20 protein-coding genes are annotated in these 17725 nt (G+C 35.7%); 19 read left to right on the top strand and 1 reads right to left on the bottom strand.

From position 1 onward, the window contains the following. Nucleotide 1 precedes the first annotated feature (1 nt). From aroB to CRO00_RS14910, 13 genes are all read left to right on the top strand, one after another. Nucleotides 2-1093, top strand: coding sequence for a 3-dehydroquinate synthase (gene aroB / locus CRO00_RS14970; RefSeq protein WP_097074469.1), 1092 nt, complete (start codon nucleotides 2-4; stop codon nucleotides 1091-1093). Next, entirely contained in the window at nucleotides 1090-1452 is a 363-nt protein-coding gene (gene aroH, locus CRO00_RS14965; RefSeq protein ID WP_097074468.1) for a chorismate mutase, read from the top strand. Before aroB ends, aroH begins: the two co-directional genes overlap by 4 nt. Nucleotides 1453-1479: 27 nt before the next feature. After that, on the top strand, nucleotides 1480-2580 hold the full coding sequence (hisC, locus tag CRO00_RS14960) for a histidinol-phosphate transaminase (RefSeq protein ID WP_097074495.1): 1101 nt from the start codon (nucleotides 1480-1482) through the stop codon (nucleotides 2578-2580). After that, complete coding sequence (locus tag CRO00_RS14955) at nucleotides 2577-3674, top strand: prephenate dehydrogenase (RefSeq protein ID WP_097074467.1); 1098 nt, start codon at nucleotides 2577-2579, stop codon at nucleotides 3672-3674. Before hisC ends, CRO00_RS14955 begins: the two co-directional genes overlap by 4 nt. 20 nt (nucleotides 3675-3694) lie before the next feature. After that, nucleotides 3695-4990 carry a 3-phosphoshikimate 1-carboxyvinyltransferase gene (gene aroA / locus CRO00_RS14950; RefSeq protein WP_097074466.1) on the top strand — a complete coding sequence of 432 codons (1296 nt, stop codon included), beginning with the start codon at nucleotides 3695-3697 and terminating at the stop codon, nucleotides 4988-4990. A gap of 130 nt (nucleotides 4991-5120) precedes the next feature. After that, complete coding sequence (locus tag CRO00_RS14945; protein WP_097074494.1) at nucleotides 5121-6356, top strand: tetratricopeptide repeat protein; 1236 nt, start codon at nucleotides 5121-5123, stop codon at nucleotides 6354-6356. A 16-nt stretch (nucleotides 6357-6372) separates the two neighbouring features. Next, nucleotides 6373-6930: a ReoY family proteolytic degradation factor gene (locus CRO00_RS14940; protein WP_097074465.1), complete on the top strand. Its 558-nt coding sequence runs from the start codon at nucleotides 6373-6375 to the stop codon at nucleotides 6928-6930. 196 nt (nucleotides 6931-7126) lie between these two features. Beyond that, nucleotides 7127-7576, top strand: a complete 450-nt coding sequence (locus CRO00_RS14935) for a YpiF family protein (protein WP_097074464.1) — start codon at nucleotides 7127-7129, stop codon at nucleotides 7574-7576. A gap of 156 nt (nucleotides 7577-7732) precedes the next feature. Continuing rightward, complete coding sequence (locus CRO00_RS14930) at nucleotides 7733-8236, top strand: Rieske (2Fe-2S) protein (RefSeq protein WP_097074463.1); 504 nt, start codon at nucleotides 7733-7735, stop codon at nucleotides 8234-8236. A 21-nt stretch (nucleotides 8237-8257) separates the two neighbouring features. Beyond that, nucleotides 8258-8932 (top strand): menaquinol-cytochrome c reductase cytochrome b subunit, encoded by a 675-nt coding sequence (qcrB, locus tag CRO00_RS14925; RefSeq protein ID WP_097074462.1) that lies wholly within the window; start codon nucleotides 8258-8260, stop codon nucleotides 8930-8932. A gap of 40 nt (nucleotides 8933-8972) precedes the next feature. Beyond that, on the top strand, nucleotides 8973-9770 hold the full coding sequence (locus tag CRO00_RS14920; RefSeq protein ID WP_097074461.1) for a menaquinol-cytochrome c reductase cytochrome b/c subunit: 798 nt from the start codon (nucleotides 8973-8975) through the stop codon (nucleotides 9768-9770). Between the two features lie 132 nt (nucleotides 9771-9902). Next, a complete protein-coding gene (gene lhaT, locus CRO00_RS14915) occupies nucleotides 9903-10502 on the top strand; it encodes a lipoprotein heptaprenylglyceryl N-acetyltransferase LhaT (protein WP_097074460.1) in 600 nt (199 codons plus the stop codon). Nucleotides 10503-10555: 53 nt separating this feature from the next. Beyond that, a complete protein-coding gene (locus tag CRO00_RS14910; RefSeq protein WP_097074459.1) occupies nucleotides 10556-11230 on the top strand; it encodes a zinc metallopeptidase in 675 nt (224 codons plus the stop codon). A gap of 415 nt (nucleotides 11231-11645) precedes the next feature. Here the strand turns inward: CRO00_RS14910 and CRO00_RS14905 are convergent, their stop codons facing one another. After that, the gene (locus CRO00_RS14905) at nucleotides 11646-12494 is read right to left on the bottom strand and encodes a YitT family protein (RefSeq protein WP_202615690.1); all 849 of its coding nucleotides are present in this window, start codon (nucleotides 12492-12494) and stop codon (nucleotides 11646-11648) included. A gap of 130 nt (nucleotides 12495-12624) precedes the next feature. Here CRO00_RS14905 and CRO00_RS14900 point away from each other — a divergent pair, with 130 nt between their 5' ends. From CRO00_RS14900 to CRO00_RS14875, 6 genes are all read left to right on the top strand, one after another. Next, a complete protein-coding gene (locus CRO00_RS14900; RefSeq protein WP_097074457.1) occupies nucleotides 12625-12963 on the top strand; it encodes a nucleotide pyrophosphohydrolase in 339 nt (112 codons plus the stop codon). Further along, complete coding sequence (gene dapB, locus CRO00_RS14895; RefSeq protein WP_097074456.1) at nucleotides 12960-13757, top strand: 4-hydroxy-tetrahydrodipicolinate reductase; 798 nt, start codon at nucleotides 12960-12962, stop codon at nucleotides 13755-13757. The genes CRO00_RS14900 and dapB overlap by 4 nt, the downstream gene beginning before the upstream one ends. A gap of 16 nt (nucleotides 13758-13773) precedes the next feature. Beyond that, the gene (mgsA, locus tag CRO00_RS14890; protein WP_097074455.1) at nucleotides 13774-14181 is read left to right on the top strand and encodes a methylglyoxal synthase; all 408 of its coding nucleotides are present in this window, start codon (nucleotides 13774-13776) and stop codon (nucleotides 14179-14181) included. Nucleotides 14182-14409: 228 nt separating this feature from the next. Beyond that, entirely contained in the window at nucleotides 14410-15546 is a 1137-nt protein-coding gene (gene bshA / locus CRO00_RS14885) for an N-acetyl-alpha-D-glucosaminyl L-malate synthase BshA (protein ID WP_097074454.1), read from the top strand. Next, entirely contained in the window at nucleotides 15543-16727 is a 1185-nt protein-coding gene (locus CRO00_RS14880; RefSeq protein ID WP_097074453.1) for a CCA tRNA nucleotidyltransferase, read from the top strand. Before bshA ends, CRO00_RS14880 begins: the two co-directional genes overlap by 4 nt. Next, entirely contained in the window at nucleotides 16705-17688 is a 984-nt protein-coding gene (locus CRO00_RS14875; RefSeq protein ID WP_097074452.1) for a biotin--[acetyl-CoA-carboxylase] ligase, read from the top strand. The genes CRO00_RS14880 and CRO00_RS14875 overlap by 23 nt, the downstream gene beginning before the upstream one ends. Nucleotides 17689-17725 lie beyond the last annotated feature (37 nt).

The raw sequence follows: 17725 nt of genomic DNA, 5'->3' as shown, positions 1-17725 counted from the left end.
CATGAGAATTCCTGTAAATACCGAATCACATCAATATGAAGTTGTTATTGGAAATGATATTTTAAAATCATCCGTTCTCTCATTTGAAAGTAAGTTGCAAAAAGCAGACCAATTAGTCGTTTTTACAGATCAAAACGTATGGGAAGCTCAAGGGGAATATTTCACGCAAAATTTCCCTTATGACTTTAAAGTATTCATTATGCCAGCAGGTGAAGAATGCAAAGGGTTTGAAAACTTCCAAAATTCCCATACATTTTTAATCGAAAACAACTGTACCCGTAAAAGTTTCTTATTTGCTTTTGGTGGTGGGGCCGTTGGAGATTTAACTGGGTTTGTCGCAGCTACTTTTATGCGCGGAATACCATTTATCCAAATTCCAACAACGATTTTAGCTCATGATTCAGCAGTTGGTGGAAAAACAGCCATCAATCATCCGCTTGGGAAAAATTTAATCGGAGCCTTCTATCAACCTGAAGCAGTCATTTACGATACGAATCTTTTACACTCTTTAAGTGAGCGTGAGATTCGTTCTGGAATGGCAGAAGTAATTAAACATGCGCTAATTTCAAATGAAAATTGGCTTAAAGAATTAATGAATACTTCTTCTATTACCACAATTGACAATGATCGTTTAGCGCTTCATTTAAAAGCTGGTATAGAAGTAAAGGCTGATATCGTTGCTAAGGATGAAACAGAACAATCGGTACGAAAATTTTTAAATCTAGGTCATACTTATGGTCATGCAATTGAAGCTGCAGCAGGTTATGGAGGATTAGCTCACGGTGAAGCAGTAATAATTGGAATTGTTTATGCATTACTTCTAAGTGAACGATACGGTCAAATTAATCGACAATTTACAAAAGACTTTTTACAGTTTGCTAAACAAAACGAATATCCTTTTGAGCAATTGGAAAAATTCCCCTTCGAAACGTTGGAGCAATATTTAATGAAAGATAAAAAGGTAGAGTATGGGGAGTTACAATTTGTGTTATTAAACAAAATTGGTGAGCCTTTTATTCAACCAATAGAATTATCAGAATGTAGAGAAGTAGATCGTGAATATCGTTCACTTCTAATGGAGGTAAGCAAATGATTCGCGGTGTAAGAGGCGCAACAACAGTAGAAGAAGATCAACCAGAACTAATATATAATGAAATTACTAGATTAGTTTTACAAATTGTAGAAGAAAATAAAATTCAACCTGAAGATATCGCTTCAGTTGTAATTTCCACAACACCAGATATTACATCGGCCTTTCCAGCAAAAGCAGTTCGTTCAATCGAAGGATGGCAATATGTACCAACAATGTGTACACACGAAATGAATGTACCTGGGGCGTTACCTTTGTGTATTCGAGTATTAATGCACGTCAATACACAAGTTCATCAAAAAGATATTCAACATATCTATTTGAATAATGCTGTTAGTTTACGACCTGACTTAATCAAATAAGAATCAGTTTAGGAGGAGAAGATTATGATGAAATGGAAACAACAAATTTATGGCATGAAAGCATATCAGCCAGGTAAGCCAATTGAAGAAGTAAAAAAAGAATTTGGTTTAGACGAAGTAGTAAAATTAGCATCTAATGAAAATCCATATGGTTTTTCTCCTAAAGTAAAAGCATTTTTAGAAAAAGATTCAACAAATCATGCTATTTACCCTGATGGTTATGCTCAAAGCTTACGTACAGCAGTAGCAAAACATCTTGGTGTAAAAGAGACAGAACTTTTATTCGGTAATGGTTCTGACGATTTAATCGCAATTGTAACGCGTGCGTTGCTTTACCCTGGTGTTAATACAGTAATGGCAGACCCATCGTTTTCCCAATATAGCCATAACGCTGTAATTGAAGGAGCAGAAGTACGAAAAGTTCCAACAAAAGATGGGAAACATGACCTGCAAGCAATGCTTGAAGCAATTGATGAAAATACTTCTATTGTATGGGTATGTAATCCAAACAATCCTACAGGAACAATCGTAAGTGACGATGAATTACAAAATTTCTTAAAGCAAGTTCCATCTGAGGTGCTAGTCGTTCTAGATGAAGCTTATTTTGAATATATCAATGCACCAGAATTCAAGGATACATTGCACTATGTAAGTGAGTATCCAAATGTTATTATTATGCGTACGTTCTCTAAAGCTTATGGTTTAGCATCTTTCCGAGTTGGCTATGCCTATGCACAGGAAGATGTGATTGCGAAACTTGATCCAGTTCGTGGACCATTTAACAATACAGTACTAAGCCAAAAAGTGGCGATTGTTGCCCTTGAAGATCAAGAGTTCATTCAAGAATGCCGCGATAAAAATGAAATCGGCAAAAACCAATTCGTTGAGTTTTGTAATAAACATGGTTTAAACTACTACCCTTCACAAACAAACTTTATCTTATTTGAAGTAAAAGCAGATAGTGATGTTGTGTTCCAAGAAATGATGAAACGTGGATTTATTATCCGTAGTGGAAACGCGCTAGGTACTCCTGGATATATCCGTGTAACATTTGGCACAGAAGAACAAAATAGCAAGTTTTTATCTTTACTTGAAGAAGTGTTAACTGAACAGGGAGTTTTTGCATGACACAGAATGTCTTTGTCATTGGTTTAGGTTTAATTGGGGGCTCTATTGCACTTTCTTGTCAAAAGGCCCCTCACACAAAAGTTTACGGGTATGATGCGAATCATCAAACCCGTGAACTAGCAAAAACTTTAAATATTGTAAATGAAGTTGTTGAAGATATTATTGAAGGGGCAAGAAAGGCCGACATTATCATCTTTGGGACACCTGTAAATGCAACATTACAATGGCTGGACGAACTAAAACAATGGCCATTAAAAAAGAATGTCATTGTGACAGATACTGGAAGCACAAAAGGTCTCATCATGGCTAAAGGTGCAGAACTCCGTGAATGTGGTATTACATTTATTGGGGGGCACCCGATGGCAGGTTCACATAAAAGCGGGGTAAAAGCAGCAAAACCTCACCTATTTGAAAATGCCTATTACATGTTAACACCGTTAGAAAACGAAGATGAGGAAAAAGTTCGTGAACTCGAACAACTCTTAAAATATACGTTAGCTAAAATTGTGAAAGTTGATGCAAATGACCACGATCATATGACGGCTGTCGTTAGCCATTTTCCACATATTGTGGCAGCATCACTTGTTCATCAATTAGATACTGAACAAAAACATTATCCAATGACAACACTTTTAGCAGCTGGGGGTTTCCGTGATATTACACGTATTGCATCTTCAAACCCGCTCATGTGGAAAGATATAGTATTACAAAACCGTCAAGAACTAATTAACCAACTAGATTTATGGTTAAATGAAATGGACCGTGTGAAAAACATCCTTTTAAGCAATGAACAAGATTCGATTGAACAATATTTTGCAGTAGCTAAAAAGGTACGAGATGATCTTCCAATTACAACAGGTGCTTTCTATACAACTTACGATTTGTATGTTGATATTCCAGACTACCCAGGGGTTATTTCTGAAGTGACAGGATATTTAGCAGAAGAGCATATTAGTATTACGAATCTTCGTGTAGTTGAAGCACGTGAAGACATTTTTGGTATTTTAGTTATAAGTTTCCAAACAGCTGAAGACCGTGAAAAAGCGGAGAAATGTATTAGTAAAAGAACAAATTTTGAGATGTTTGCATCTTAATTACGGAAAGGGGTACTTAAATGTCTTCTACAAAAATATTAGACTTTACAAACCCAACATTAAACGGAACGATTATAGTTCCTGGAGATAAGTCAATTTCCCATCGTTCGATTATGTTCGGAGCCATTGCAAAAGGGGAAACGACAGTAAGCGGATTTCTACTTGGAGAAGATTGTTTAAGTACAATTGATTGTTTTCGTAAACTAGGAGTAGATATTAAAGTAGAAGGTACTAATGTTACGATTCAAAGTGATGGCATTGATCACTGGCAAGAACCAAAAGAAGTATTATATACTGGCAATTCCGGTACTACTACAAGATTAATGTTAGGAATTTTGTCTGGTACTACATTACATACGGTGTTGACTGGAGATGCTTCCATCGCAAAACGTCCGATGCGTCGTGTAGCAGATCCACTTCGATTAATGGGTGCAAAAATTGCAGGTAGGGAGAATGGTCAATTTACTCCGTTAGCTATCCAAGGTACCCAATTAAAAGCGATTGATTATACGATGCCTGTTGCAAGTGCACAAGTGAAATCTGCAATTCTTCTTGCTGGTTTACGTGCAGAAGGAACAACGATTGTTCGAGAAAAGGAAGTATCACGTGACCATACTGAACGAATGTTACGTCAATTCGGTGCACAAGTAACTGTGGAAAATGGAGTTGTATCCTTTGAAGGTGGGCAACAATTACAAGCAACCCACGTCAATGTACCAGGAGATATTTCATCTGCAGCGTTCTTTTTAGTTGCCGGGGCAATCGTACCTAATAGTAACATTGTCATGAAAAACGTTGGTATTAATCCAACTCGTGCAGGAATTATCGAAGTTCTTGAATACATGGGTGCAACAATGAAGGTTGAAGTAGAAGATGAAACGGCAGCAGAACCAACTGCAACCATTACAATACAAACTTCCAACCTTACAGGGACAATTATTGAAGGCGATATTATTCCACGTTTAATAGATGAAATTCCAATATTAGCGTTATTAGCTACACAAGCGGAAGGAACAACCATTATTCGTGATGCACAAGAGTTAAAAGTAAAAGAAACAGACCGTATTACAGCAGTTGTCAATGAATTAAAAAAATTAGGTGCTAATATTGAGGCAACCGATGATGGCATGGTGATTCATGGACCAACAAAACTCCATGGCGCCAAGTTACAATCATATGGAGATCATCGCATTGGCATGATGGGTGCAATTGCAGCGTTACTTTCAAGTTCACCTATTGAGATTGATGACACAGATTGTATTGCAGTTTCTTATCCAACGTTTTTTGAACATGTAAATAGCCTTTTAAATAAATAATACTCTGTAAAAAATTTGGTCTTTGCCTTTCTATGGCAGGGCCTTTTTCTTGTTTCTTAAGTTTTCGTCATGTAGCATATAATTACTAAATGAAAAAAGGTGAACGATTTTGACAAATACAACGACTAAAATGTTACAAGCTATTCAAAATGGTGATTTACAACAAATAAATAGTTCTTTAGAGTACTTTTTAATGAACGAAGAACCAGAAGTTCAATATGAATTTGCAGATTTATTTATGCATTATGGCTACCTGAATGAGGCAGATCGTGTATTTGAACATTTACAATTTTTATTTCCGGATAATGTGCAGTTATCAATAGACCGAGCTTCCGTATTAATTGAATTAGGTGAAGAAGACGAGGCTTTAAGTCTATTAATGGAGGTAGATTCAGAAGCACCAGAATATCCGCAAAGCCTACTTTTACTTGCAGACTATTATCAAATGCAAGGACTATACGAAGTTGCTGAACAACGAATTAATGAGGCATTAGAAATTTTACCTAACGAGCCGTTATTACAGTTTGCAAAAGCAGAACTTTTATTTGAAACGGGTCGTTTTGCTGAAGCGGTTCGTATTTATGAAGATTTACACGGAAAAGAAAAATCGATTGCAGGTGTAACATTAGCAACTCGGTTAGCAGAAGTGTACCGCGCCGGTGGAAATTATGAAACTGCATTAGATTATTATATGGAAGCACTTGAAGAAACAGTAACTCCCGATTTATTATTCGGTTCTGCCTATTCAGCGTTCCAATCCGAAAAATTTGAACTTGCTATTAAACAATTAGAAGATTTAAAGGAGTTAGATCCAGATTATTTCAGTGGGTATTTATTACTGGCTGAAAGTTATGCAATGTTAGAAGATAATAAAAATGCGTATAAAGTTATACAAGAAGGTATTAAACGCGACGAATATGAAAAATCGTTTTATTTATTTGCAGGTAAAATCGCCCTTAAAAATGGGTTATTAAATGATGCGATAGACCATTTACAACAGGCAATTGCTTTAGATCCTGAGTATATGGAAGCGTTAATTGTATTAATGTCGATATATGCTAATGAAGAGCGTTATGATGATGTAATTGAACTACATGAAAGTTTAAAAGGTGAAGATTTTGATTGGAGTGCTTTATACCCATTAGTTGCAGATGCATATCACAAAGAAGAAAATATGTTGCGCGCATACGAAATTTACAAGCAAGCATATAATGAATTTAAAGAGGATCCGTCGTTTTTAAGTAAATATTGTTATTTCTTGATAGAAGACGGAAAACGACATGAAGCACGGAGTATCGTTGAACAATTGATTACGTTACAGCCTACCGATCAACAGTGGTTAGATTTGCTTTATACTCTTGAATAAAAGGAGGGATAGCTAAATGACTTCTTCCGTTCCGATTCTTGACAAAAAGACTTTTGTTCGTTGGTTTCTAAAAAATTTCCAATTAAAAAGGCGAGAATGTGTGTGGATATTAAATTATTTATTGAGCAATGATAATTTACTTGAAAATATTCATTTCGTTGAAGAAGCACATTATTGTCCACGCGCGATTGTTATGTCATCGGTAGACTCTAGTGGTGTTCCATTTAGATTCTATAAAGGCAATATCATGACTAGCGACGCTGAAAAGTCATTTCATGATTTACGATTACACCCAAATGAAAGTATGTATATTCAACTGAACTTTCCTAATATACCACCAAGTCAACAATATTTAGCAGTGTTAGAAGAAAACCCATACATGCCGAAATATCTTCATATTAACGAAAAAGATCGTTTAGTTGCAGAGGAAATGTTAAATAATAGCTTATTAGCTTTCCAAAAAGAAAAATTGCTAAAAGAAATCGATGAAGCATTAGACCAAGGTGATAAAGAAAGATTTTATCAGCTATCCGACTTACTTCAAGCATTAAAACAAACATCCCAAAACTTATAGCCTCGTTTCAGTCGAACTATTCGACTGAAATGAGGTTATTTTTTTAGAATCCATACAAATGTCTAATTTTGTATGTTATGCTAGAGTAGGGGCAAGAAATTTTTGTAAATACATAGTGTTAGATGAATCCAATTAACTAGTTTAAAAACTAATTTTCATTGGAATAGTAAATATTGATGTAAATGGAGGTAAAAGAATGTATTTTAATGTAAAGGATGTACAACAATTTGAAGCACAAAAGGAGTTTATCGATACCGCAATAGTTCCCTTATTATCTTTAAATTTTGATGAACAATCTATCAAACAAAGCAGTTCAGCAGCAGAATACCTTATGTCCCTAACTTCATTTATTGAGCAACAATTTAAAGGTAGATTAATGCTTGTCCCACCGTTCTCGTATACGGAACAAACAAAAAGCGGGCTATTTGTCCCTCTATTAAAAGAAGAGTTGCATAAAGCAGGTTTTAAACATGTTATCTTTGTTACGTGCGACCATTCTTGGACAAGCTTACAGGACCAAATAGAAGTAATTTGGTTACCTGCGATTCCATTAGAATCGATGGATAAAGATGTGAGGAAAACGGTCTTAGAAGATCAATTAAAACAGGTTATTCCGATCCTTTCTTCCAAATGGTCTCAGAGTTAGAAGATTGTTTCATGAAATGTTCACAAACTTGTCCAATCAATAACAATGCAATATTGACCAACCTATTTTATTGATATATCATAGATATGTCCTAGTAATTACTATTTGTAAAAGTATGTCCGTTGGACTGACCTTTTAGTTAGAGGGGGGAAAAGAATGAGTAACAATCGAGTTTCAAGACGTCAATTTCTAAACTACACTTTAACTGGTGTTGGTGGATTTATGGCGGCTGGTATGTTAATGCCAATGGTTCGTTTTGCGATTGACCCAGCTTTACAAACTAAAGCAGAAGGACAATTTATCCAAACTAGCCAAAAAATTGATGAGATTACGGATGTACCTGTTAAAGTAGACTTTACATTTGAACAAGTTGATGCTTGGTACAAATCTGATGTAACTGAGGCTGCATGGGTTTATAGAGATGGTGATACTGTAATCGCTCTTTCACCAGTATGTAAGCATTTAGGTTGTACTGTTAACTGGGAGGGGGATTCTGCACACCCAAACCAATTCTTCTGTGCATGTCATGCTGGTCGATATGAGAAATCTGGTAAAAACGTAGCAGGTACACCACCACTCGGTCCACTAGATGAGTATGAAGTATCAGAAAAAGATGGCTTTTTAATGCTTGGGAAAAAAATACCAAATACTTTAGTTTAATAAGTTAGGGGGTAGACAATTGTGCTAAATAAAATTTATGATTGGGTCGATGAACGATTAGATATCACACCAATTTGGCGTGATATTGCCGACCACGAAGTGCCAGAGCACGTTAACCCTGCACATCACTTTTCAGCATTCGTTTACTGTTTCGGCGGTTTAACATTCTTTATTACAGTAATTCAGATTTTATCAGGTATGTTCTTAACAATGTATTACGTGCCAGACGTAGTGAATGCATGGAAATCAGTTTATTATTTACAAAACGAAGTAGCTTTCGGTGAAATCGTTCGTGGTATGCACCACTGGGGAGCTTCATTGGTTATCGTAATGATGTTCTTACATACGCTTCGTGTATTCTTCACTGGTTCTTATAAAAAACCACGTGAGTTAAACTGGATTGTAGGCGTTGGGATCTTTTGTGTAATGTTAGGTTTAGGTTTCACAGGATATTTACTTCCTTGGGACATGAAAGCGGTATTCGCTACAAAAGTAGGTATTCAAATTGCGGCTTCTGTACCATTTATCGGTGAGTTAATTAAAATTTTACTTGCTGGTGATGCTACGATCTTAGGTGCTCAAACGTTAACACGTTTCTTCGCAATTCATGTATTCTTCTTACCTGCAGTGTTATTCGCATTACTTGCAGCACACTTTATTATGATTCGTCGTCAAGGTATTTCAGGACCGCTATGATTTAGCGTGTTTTTTATGATTTATTAAAGGAGGGGACACTATGCATCGCGGAAAAGGGATGAAATTTGTAGGTGATTCGCGCGTTAAATTAAATGATCGTATGCCGAATATACCGAAAGATTATTCCGAGTATCCAGGTAAAACAGAAGCTTTCTGGCCGGATTTCTTACTTAAAGAATGGATGGTTGGTGCAGTTTTCTTAATTGGATATTTATTATTAACTGTCGCTCATCCTTCACCACTTGAAGGTCCGGCAGATCCAACAAATGCTTCATATATTCCATTACCAGACTGGTACTTCTTATTCATGTACCAATTATTAAAATACACTTATGCATCAGGTCCATATAACGTAATTGGTGCTATTATCATTCCAGGTTTAGCGGTTGGTGCATTAGCTCTTATGCCATTCTTAGATAAAGGACCAGAGCGTCGTCCATCTAAACGTCCATTACCAACTGCATTTATGTTATTAGCAGTTGCTTCAATGGTTTACTTAACTTGGGAATCTGTAGCTCACCATGATTGGGAAGCTACAAAAGCACAAGGTGTTATTACTGACAAAGATTTAGGTTTATTACCAGACGTTGAAGTTGATGAAACATCACCTGGTTATGAAATTTATCAATCACAAGCTTCATGTATCGGCTGTCACGGTGGTGACCTAGCAGGTGGTACAGGTGCTCCTATGTTATTAGGTAACGAATTAACTGCAGAAGAGGTTGCAGAAGTCGTTAAAAATGGTCGAGGAGCAATGCCAGCTGGTGCCTTTGATGGTACAGATGAAGAACTTCAAATTTTAGCTGAATTTATTGCAGGCTTAAAAGAAAAAGAATAATCTATACTTAAAAAAAGAGAGTCGGGAAACTGGCTCTCTTCTATTCTTTTAAGAATTTTTCTCTTCTTATTACATATGCTATTTAAATCCAACATAATACATAAAACTTTATTTTTTAAAGGAGTAAACAGTATGATGTCTTTTCTGGCTCAAGCTTGGTATATTTTAACGCACCGATCCTTTTTAACACTATTATTCATAATAAACTTCCTCGGGACTGTTTACGGGTATTATTGGTATAAATGGCAATTAGCTGTAACAGAACCACAGTTTTTAATCTTTGTACCAGATAGTCCAACAGCAAGTCTATTTTTCTGTATAGCAATAATTGGTTGGATTATTGGAAGGAACTTTAAGTTAATAGAAGCATTAGCTTTAATTACCTTAGTGAAATATGGACTTTGGGCAGTTGTTATGAATTTGTTGACATTAGTAGAAAACGGAGCAATAGGACCAGCAGGCTGGATGTTAGTTGCCTCTCATTTTTTAATGGCAGTTCAAGCGATATTATATTTTGGAAAATACCGTTTTGGTTCTATTCACATTATCATTGCAGCTATCTGGACGCTTCATAATGATGTTATTGATTATGTTTATGGTCAAATGCCAACATACCGAAGTATTGAGCAATATGCACATCACATTGGCTATTTCACATTTTGGCTATCAATTGCATGCATCTTACTAGCTTATTCCGTTTATAATAAGCGTGAATATTTGCATAAGCTTTAATTATTCATTAAAATTATTATTATATTAGATAGTAAAGAGAGGGAGATAGAAAATTGTATATAATTTACTTTCTGATTATTTTAATTTTACCGATTTATGCTCAAATCAAAGTTAAAAGAACGTATAATAAATTTTCTGATGTTGCTGCAGCAAAAGGAATGACAGGCGCACAAGTTGCACGTATGATTTTGGATCAACATGGTTTATTTGACGTAAGAGTCGTACCAACACAAGGCGTGTTATCTGATCACTATAATCCAGCAACGAAAACAGTTGCACTTTCTGAAGCGAATTATTATAATTCCTCTATTGCAGGGACTGCGGTGGCAGCACACGAAGTAGGTCACGCAATCCAACATAAAGAAGCATATTCATTTTTAACTTTACGTTCAAAATTAGTACCGGTTGCTAATATATCTTCAAATGCTTCATGGATATTTGTATTGATAGGAATTTTTGCATCTAGTACAGGCTTTTTATTACTAGGAATTTTACTTTTAGCTGCAGGTGTATTATTCCAAATTGTTACATTACCAGTAGAGTTTGATGCATCTAAGAGGGCGATGAATGAAGTTGTACAACTAGGAATTATTTCAAATAATGAAGAGCGTAGTGCAAAAAAAGTATTGAACGCAGCAGCAATGACCTATGTAGCAGCAGCTGCTGTAGCAGTTCTTGAACTATTACGTTTAATATTAATTTATACGAATATGAGCTCAGATGATTAAACTAAGCGTAAACAAAAAACTGATCCAAGACGGGTCAGTTTTTTTATTTTGCTTGAAATTTTAATCGTACAGTAGCTTATTACTGAAAAAATATTGCGAATAAATACTAAGTCATGCCTTAAATTAATATGATGTAAAAATAGAACAATTTTTTGACAGATTCATAACACTAACAAGGGGTGGGGAAATGAATATTAGCTTTTCAAAAATGCTCTTGTTTGGTTTTTTTATCGTACTTATGTTGGTGATTTTTGCAGTTTATTCATTTGTCTTGACGAATAATATTATGGATTTTAACAATGGTGAAGTTCAATATGAAAGATATAAAATTGAATAGTATACTTTTAAATCAACATTGGCTATTTCGAAATAATTAAAGTACAACTGAACTGTTGTACTTTTTTTGATGTGATTATTAATCTATCGTAAATCCTTCGCCTACTACATCTTTAACTTCAATAATGGAGACAAAAGCATTTGGATCGATATTATGAATAACTGATTTTAACCGGACAATTTCCCTACGCCCAACGATACAATACAACACATCTTTTGATTGCTTTGTATAGTGGCCATACCCATGGAAAACAGTTACACCACGTTCCATTTCTTCTGTAATATAGGTTGCAATTTCCTCTGATTTGTTTGAAATAATTAGTGCAGCTTTTGCAGAATATGCTCCCTCTTGAACCATATCAATGACACGGGCTCCCAGATAAACAGCTACTAACGTATACATCATGGACCTTGCATCTAAGAATGTTAATAATGAAGCGACAAGAACCATCACATCAAATAAAAACATCGTACGGCCCATACTCCAACCAAGGTATTTATTTGCTACACGTGCAATAATGTCTACCCCACCGGTTGTCCCACCAAAACGGAAAATAATCCCTAAGCCAATACCAACAAATACCCCTGCAAATAATGCTGCTAAAAATAGGTCATTTTGCAAGTTTAAGTTAATTTCATAATGTTGGAAAATTCTTAAGAAAATGGATACGCCAACTGTCCCGATAATTGTATAAATAAATTCTCTCCGGGGAAATTGCTTCCAACCAATGATAAACATTGGGATATTCAGAATAATATTCATAATTGCGGGGTCCCAATGAAGGGTAAAATACAAAATCAGTGTAATTCCACTAAAACCACCTTCACCCAGCTCATTTTGCATATTAAAATGAACAAAACCGAAACTATATATTGCGGCACCTAGTAGTATTCCAAAAATATTGCGAATTTTTAAATCCTTCAACAAAAAGCCTCCATTTCATGTTGAAAACATCTTTCTATTTTTGCAACCGTGCTGTACGATTTATTATGTTGCAATTTTCATCTTTTGACAACTGTAGACTAAATTATATACGATGTTAGTAGGAGTGTGAAAAATGTCAAATGAGCTAACGCTTAACCAATTGCAGGAAAAAGTTGATCGATATATTGGTCAATTCAAAGAAGGTTACTTTCCACCTTTAGAATTATTGGCAAGGTTAACGGAAGAAATTGGAGAATTATCTCGAGAAGTACAGCATGTCTATGGTCAAAAGAAGAAAAAACAATCTGAAAGTATTAATAGTATTGAAGAAGAATTAGGTGATTTATTCTTTGTAATAGTATGTTTTGCAAACGCTCAAGGTATCCGCTTAGATGAGGCATTATTAAACGTAATCAATAAATTTGAAACACGAGATAAAGATCGTTGGACACGAAAGGACGAGGAAAGATGACAATACGAGTAGCAATTGCTGGTGCGAGAGGTAAGATGGGTTCAGAAGCTGTTAAAACGGTATGTAAACATGATGGAATGGTTTTAGTTGCAGCACTAGATTATAAACATGTTGGGGAAAGTTTATCACAGCTTGAAATGTTTCCACCAAATTTAGATGTACCGATTTATACAAACTTAACACAATTAATTACAGAGACGACTCCGGATGTATTAATTGATTTAACAAACCCTCATTCGGTTTATGAACATACGAAAGAAGCAATGTTACATAATGTTCGCACTGTTGTTGGAACTACTGGTTTTACAGATGAACAATTAGAAGAATTAAGCATCTTAGCAAGAGACAAAAAATGTGGATGTATTATTGCACCAAACTTTGCAATTGGCGCTATTTTAATGATGAAATTTGCAAAAGAAGCAGCAAAATATTTACCGAATGTGGAAATTATCGAATTACATCATGATCGCAAATTGGATGCGCCTTCTGGTACTGGAAAGAAAACAGCACAATTGATTTCAGAAGTTCGTGAAGCGAAAAAACAAGGACATCCAAACGAAATTGAAACAATGATGGGTGCAAGAGGAGCAGATTTCGAAGGGATGCGCATTCATTCAGTTCGCTTACCAGGTCTTGTTGCGCACCAAGAAGTCATCTTTGGTGGAGAAGGTCAAATGCTAACAATTCGCCATGACTCTTTTAATCGTGAATCATTTATGAGTGGCGTTGTGTTTTGTGTAGAAACTGTTATGACAATGGAAGAATTAGTTTACGGATTAGAAAACATCCTATAAGAATGGAATGGTTTAAATGAAAATCGCATTAATTGCCCATGACCGAAAAAAGGACAGTTTAGTTGAATTTGCAATCGCCTATAAAAATATACTACAACAACACAAACTTTTTGCTACAGGTACAACCGGGCAACGTATTCAAGATGAAGTTGGTCTTAATGTGACAAGATTTCGCTCTGGTCCATTAGGTGGAGATCAACAAATTGGTTCAATGATTGCTAATAATGATATGGATATGGTCTTTTTCTTCCGTGATCCATTAACGGCTCAACCACATGAACCAGATGTAACAGCACTTGTCCGTTTATGTGATGTTTACCATATTCCATTAGCAACCAATATGGGAACTGCTGAAATTCTGTTAAAAGGTTTACAAGAAGGTTTTGTAGATTGGAGATTAATTCAAGAAAGAAGAAAAGAATAACTTTTTCAAAATAATCTTCTGACGGGTGTGCGCTTATATTTTGGCAAAAACAAAATAAAGTGACTTCATAGAGTAGGAACCCACTTTCTAAAGTGGGCATACTACTACCGATAATACGGGTAATGAAGTATAATTGTACATTTATTTGATTAATTTAAATCGTTATATTGATAAAACAATAAATGAAGTAAATAATTAAATATTTTGTAGAGAAGGGATGAACGTCGGATGAAAAAATTAAAAATCGGTATTACATGTTATCCAACAGTTGGAGGTTCAGGTGTGCTTGCAACAGAACTTGGGAAAATGCTTGCAGAACGAGGTCATGAAATTCATTTTATCACCTCAAGCGTACCATTCCGACTCAATAAAATATATCCGAACGTATTTTTCCACGCAGTAGAAGTCAATAATTATTCAGTGTTTCAATACCCGCCATATGATTTAGCATTAGCAAGTAAAATGGCAGATGTTATAAGAGATGAAAAATTAGACGTACTACATGTGCATTATGCAATCCCACATGCAGTTTGTGCAGTTCTTGCTCGTGACATGTGCGGAGAAAATATTGGCATTGTAACGACTTTGCACGGCACAGATATTTCGATTTTAGGGCAAGATTCGAACCTTGCTCAAGCAATTAAGTATGGTATTGAAAAGTCAGATATCGTAACAGCGGTTTCCAATTCTTTAAAAGAACAAACCTATGAAATCATAGGTACAACAAAAGAAATCGAGACGGTCTATAATTTTGTGGATGAATCAGTCTTTAAACCCATTGCCGCGAGTAATTATAGAGAACAGTTGGGAATTGCTGAAGATGAGCGTGTGTTAATTCATGTTTCCAATTTCCGTAAAATAAAGAATTTACCAGATATTGTTGAGACGTTTTTAAAAGTTCGAGAAAATATGCCTGCAAAGCTATTATTAGTTGGAGATGGACCGGAAAAGCATCTTGTGTTGGATCAGGTAAATTCCTCACCATACAAAGATGATGTTTTATTTTTAGGTAAGCAAGAAAATATCGCGGAGTTATTTAATATTAGTGATTTAAAATTATTACTATCCGAAAACGAATCTTTTGGGTTAGTGCTCCTTGAAGCGATGGCTTGTGGTGTGCCCGGTATTGGAACAAATGTCGGTGGTATCCCTGAAGTAATTGAACATGGTGAAAATGGCTTTATCGTAAATCTTGGAGATGTAGACGAAGCAGCTCGATATGCGATTGAACTATTAAATGACGAAGAAAAGTTAATACGTTTCCGCCAAGCAGCCGTTAACACAGTACAAACAAAATTCCTTGCGAAGCCGATTATAGATCATTATGAACAATTATATGAACGATTGGTGGCATTACGTGTATGATGAGAAATGATGATTGGCAAATTGCAATGAAAGTCATCGAGAAGATTGAACAGGCAGGGTACGAAGCGGTAATTGTCGGTGGTGCCGTTCGTGATTACCTATTAAACAATATAGTGAACGATATTGATGTTGCAACAAGTGCATTACCGAGTGAAGTAAAGCGCATTTTTTCATCAACCGTTGATGTTGGCATTGAGCATGGGACAGTTTTAGTGTTAGATGAAGGTCAGCCAGTGGAAGTGACGACTTATCGAACTGAAAGCGATTATAGTGATTATCGTCGTCCAGAGCAAGTAACATTTGTACGTACATTAGATAAGGATTTACAACGACGTGATTTTACAATTAATGCAATGGCTATGAAAAAAGATGGTCACTTAATTGATTTATTTGGTGGACAGGAAGATATAAAAAATGGTGTTATTCGTTCTGTAGGAGATGCAACCGTTCGATTCCGGGAAGATGCTTTACGCATGCTTCGGGCAATTCGATTTAGTGCGCAATTGGATTTCACAATAGAGGAAAAAACATTAAAAGCGATACAACAAGATTGCGATCTAATAGAATTTATTGCTCATGAAAGAATAGCGATGGAATTATCAAAGTTGTGGAAAGGTAAAAATGTTTATGGTGGCATTCAAGCTCTAATCGAAAGTCATTTAGCTAAATATTTAGTTGGTAATTTTAAAGATAATGAACAGCATTGGAAAGAGTTCCATACACCACAGTCTGAAGTAGGTTGGGCATATCTTTGTATACTCAACCGCGAAGAAGTTCAAGATATTTTTGACTTTTACCGGCTTTCAAACAAAGACAAAACGTTCATTAAAAATGTGATGAATGCATACACCGGCTTGTTGAAAGAGTGGTCTATAATGGACTATTTTACCAATGATTTATTCGTTTTGGAAACTGCGTATGATTTTGCAGTTTGGCAACAAAAAAGCATTCCTTTTGAGAAAAGCGAAATTAAACGAGTGAAAGAAAATTTAAACATTCAATCAGTAAATGAGCTTGCGATAAACGGTCATCACTTAATGGAGTGGACTTCAAAAAAACGTGGGCCTTGGATTAAAGTAGCTTTAGATGCAGCGATTATAACCATATTGTATGGTGATGTACAAAATGACGAACATACGTTGAAGGAATGGTTTTTAAATGAATTTAACAATGAAAGATGAAATTTTAAAACGATTTCTTCTTGCAAAGGATAACCCGATTTCTGGTCAATTTTTAGCGGATGACCTAGGAATTTCTCGCACTGCAATATGGAAACATTTGCAAACTTTACAAGAAGAAGGGTATGTTTTTGAAACAATCAAGAAAAAGGGTTATGTATTAGTAGGAAAACCAGATAAGGTAGATCCAGCTCGAATTAATTCTTTTCTTACTACAGAACGATTTGGACGGAACATTCATTATTTAGATGAAGTTACATCTACACAAAGCATTGCACACGAGTTAGCAAGGGAAGGAGCGGTTGACGGGACCCTTGTCATTGCAGAAACACAAACAAAAGGGAAAGGTCGAATGGCGCGCCCCTGGGAATCAACAAAAGGGAAGGGCGTTTGGATGACCATTATTATTCGTCCAGATGTACCACCCTCTCAAGCGCCACAATTTACTTTAGTAGCTGCTGTTGCAATTGTCAATGCCATTAAATCAATATGTAAAAACTTTATGCCTTCCATTAAATGGCCAAACGATATATTAATAAATGGGCGCAAATGTACAGGAATTTTAACGGAAATGCTTGCTGAAATGGATCGAGTAGACGCCTTACTAATCGGAATTGGGATTAACGCGAACCAGCAGCAGGATGATTTTCCACCCGACCTTCAAACGATTGCAACGTCATTATCCATTGAGGAGAAGGAGGAAATTAACCGACCTCAGCTAGTTGCAACCATATTAAACTATTTAGAACTTTATTGTGACCAGTATATTCGGGAAGGTTTTAAACCAATCAAAGCGTTGTGGGAAGAATCGTCAGGAACGATAGGAAAGCAAATAAAAGCCACGACTTTAAGAGAAGTCATCGAAGGAAAAGCAATCGGCATTACGGAAAATGGAGTTCTTGAAATTCAGTTGGAAAATGGCGAAATTAAAGGTGTTTACTCGGCGGATATTGAAATTATGTAAGTTTAGCGAGGGTGCTTCAGTTGTTTCAGAGCTGAAT

Origin of the sequence: Ureibacillus xyleni, assembly GCF_900217795.1 — a bacterium.
GTDB lineage: Bacteria > Bacillota > Bacilli > Bacillales_A > Planococcaceae > Ureibacillus > Ureibacillus xyleni.
This window is presented reverse-complemented; position numbering and strand designations above follow the sequence as displayed.

Bases quoted from the DNA above. Each gene is read 5' to 3' on its own strand.
- CRO00_RS14945 (WP_097074494.1), top strand. From the start codon at position 5,121: ATGTTACAAGCTATTCAAAATGGTGATTTACAACAAATAAATAGTTCT.
- CRO00_RS14920 (WP_097074461.1), top strand. From the start codon at position 8,973: ATGCATCGCGGAAAAGGGATGAAATTTGTAGGTGATTCGCGCGTTAAA.
- CRO00_RS14935 (WP_097074464.1), top strand. From the start codon at position 7,127: ATGTATTTTAATGTAAAGGATGTACAACAATTTGAAGCACAAAAGGAG.
- mgsA (WP_097074455.1), top strand. From the start codon at position 13,774: ATGAAAATCGCATTAATTGCCCATGACCGAAAAAAGGACAGTTTAGTT.
- CRO00_RS14955 (WP_097074467.1), top strand. From the start codon at position 2,577: ATGACACAGAATGTCTTTGTCATTGGTTTAGGTTTAATTGGGGGCTCT.
- CRO00_RS14940 (WP_097074465.1), top strand. From the start codon at position 6,373: ATGACTTCTTCCGTTCCGATTCTTGACAAAAAGACTTTTGTTCGTTGG.
- bshA (WP_097074454.1), top strand. From the start codon at position 14,410: ATGAAAAAATTAAAAATCGGTATTACATGTTATCCAACAGTTGGAGGT.
- CRO00_RS14900 (WP_097074457.1), top strand. From the start codon at position 12,625: ATGTCAAATGAGCTAACGCTTAACCAATTGCAGGAAAAAGTTGATCGA.
- lhaT (WP_097074460.1), top strand. From the start codon at position 9,903: ATGATGTCTTTTCTGGCTCAAGCTTGGTATATTTTAACGCACCGATCC.
- aroH (WP_097074468.1), top strand. From the start codon at position 1,090: ATGATTCGCGGTGTAAGAGGCGCAACAACAGTAGAAGAAGATCAACCA.
- aroB (WP_097074469.1), top strand. From the start codon at position 2: ATGAGAATTCCTGTAAATACCGAATCACATCAATATGAAGTTGTTATT.
- CRO00_RS14930 (WP_097074463.1), top strand. From the start codon at position 7,733: ATGAGTAACAATCGAGTTTCAAGACGTCAATTTCTAAACTACACTTTA.
- aroA (WP_097074466.1), top strand. From the start codon at position 3,695: ATGTCTTCTACAAAAATATTAGACTTTACAAACCCAACATTAAACGGA.
- CRO00_RS14875 (WP_097074452.1), top strand. From the start codon at position 16,705: ATGAATTTAACAATGAAAGATGAAATTTTAAAACGATTTCTTCTTGCA.
- hisC (WP_097074495.1), top strand. From the start codon at position 1,480: ATGAAATGGAAACAACAAATTTATGGCATGAAAGCATATCAGCCAGGT.
- dapB (WP_097074456.1), top strand. From the start codon at position 12,960: ATGACAATACGAGTAGCAATTGCTGGTGCGAGAGGTAAGATGGGTTCA.
- CRO00_RS14880 (WP_097074453.1), top strand. From the start codon at position 15,543: ATGATGAGAAATGATGATTGGCAAATTGCAATGAAAGTCATCGAGAAG.